At 62.1% G+C, this 1,107-nt stretch carries 1 protein-coding gene; it reads left to right on the top strand.

From position 1 onward, the window contains the following. Positions 1-1,107 (top strand): TadA family conjugal transfer-associated ATPase (locus Psi02_RS39750; RefSeq protein ID WP_203981088.1); only part of this gene is annotated, 1,107 nt, incomplete at both ends.

Genomic DNA, 1,107 nt, shown 5'->3' with positions numbered 1-1,107 from the left:
CCACTCGCTGGTGAAGCGGTTCCGGCAGGAGGTGGGTGATCGGCTGGCGCGTCAGCGTCGGTTGGATCAGGCCGGTGGTGTGGCGGCGATGTCGGGTGAGGATGAGCGGCAGTTCGCGCGGGCGTTGATCGCTCAGGTGTTGGAGGAGTTCGCGCGGGGGGAGATCGGGGTTGGTCGGACGCCTCCGACGGCTGAGGAGGAGGAGGGGTTGGCGGCGGGGGTTCATGCCGCGTTGTTTGGTGTGGGTCGGTTGCAGCCGTTGTTGGATGATTCTGAGATCGAGAATATCGATGTCAATGGGTGTGATCGGGTTTTTGTGAGTTATGCGGATGGCCGTGAGGTGATGGCTGATCCGGTGGCCGACTCCGATGAGGAGTTGGTGGAGTTGATTCAGATTCTGGCGGCGTATTCGGGGTTGTCGTCTCGGCCGTTCGATACGGCTAATCCTCAGTTGGATCTGCGGTTGCCGGATGGTTCGCGGTTGTCGGCGGTGATGGACGTGACCTCCCGCCCGTCTCTGTCCATCCGCCGCGCGAGGCTGGGCAAGGTCTTCCTCAGCGACCTGGTCGGCAACGGGACCGTGAGCGGTCAGCTCGGTCGCTTCCTGTCCGCGGTGGTGGCGGCGCGGAAGAACGTGATGATCGCGGGGTCGACGAACGCGGGGAAGACGACGTTGTTGCGGGCGTTGGCGAATGAGATTCCGGCGCATGAGCGGTTGATCACGGTGGAGCGGGCGCTGGAGCTGGGGTTGGACCAGTTTCAGGAGTTGCATCCGAATGTGGTGGCGTTTGAGCATCGGTTGCCGAACTCCGAGGGCCAGGGGGAGATCTCCATGGCGGAGTTGGTGCGGCGGTCGCTGCGGATGAATCCGTCGCGGGTGATCGTGGGTGAGGTGCTGGGTGACGAGATCGTCACGATGCTGAATGCGATGACTCAGGGGAATGACGGGTCGTTGTCGACGATTCATGCGAATTCGTCGATGGAGGTCTTCAACCGTATTTCGACGTATGCGTTGCAGGCGGAGGAGCGGTTGCCGATCGAGGCGTCGCACATGTTGATCGCGGGTGCGATCGACTTCGTGGTGTTCATCGAGAAACGCAACGACTA

Source organism: Planotetraspora silvatica, assembly GCF_016863315.1.
GTDB classification, from domain to species: domain Bacteria; phylum Actinomycetota; class Actinomycetes; order Streptosporangiales; family Streptosporangiaceae; genus Planotetraspora; species Planotetraspora silvatica.
Note: the sequence above shows the minus strand (reverse complement) of the source record. Positions and strands in the feature narration are given on the sequence as shown.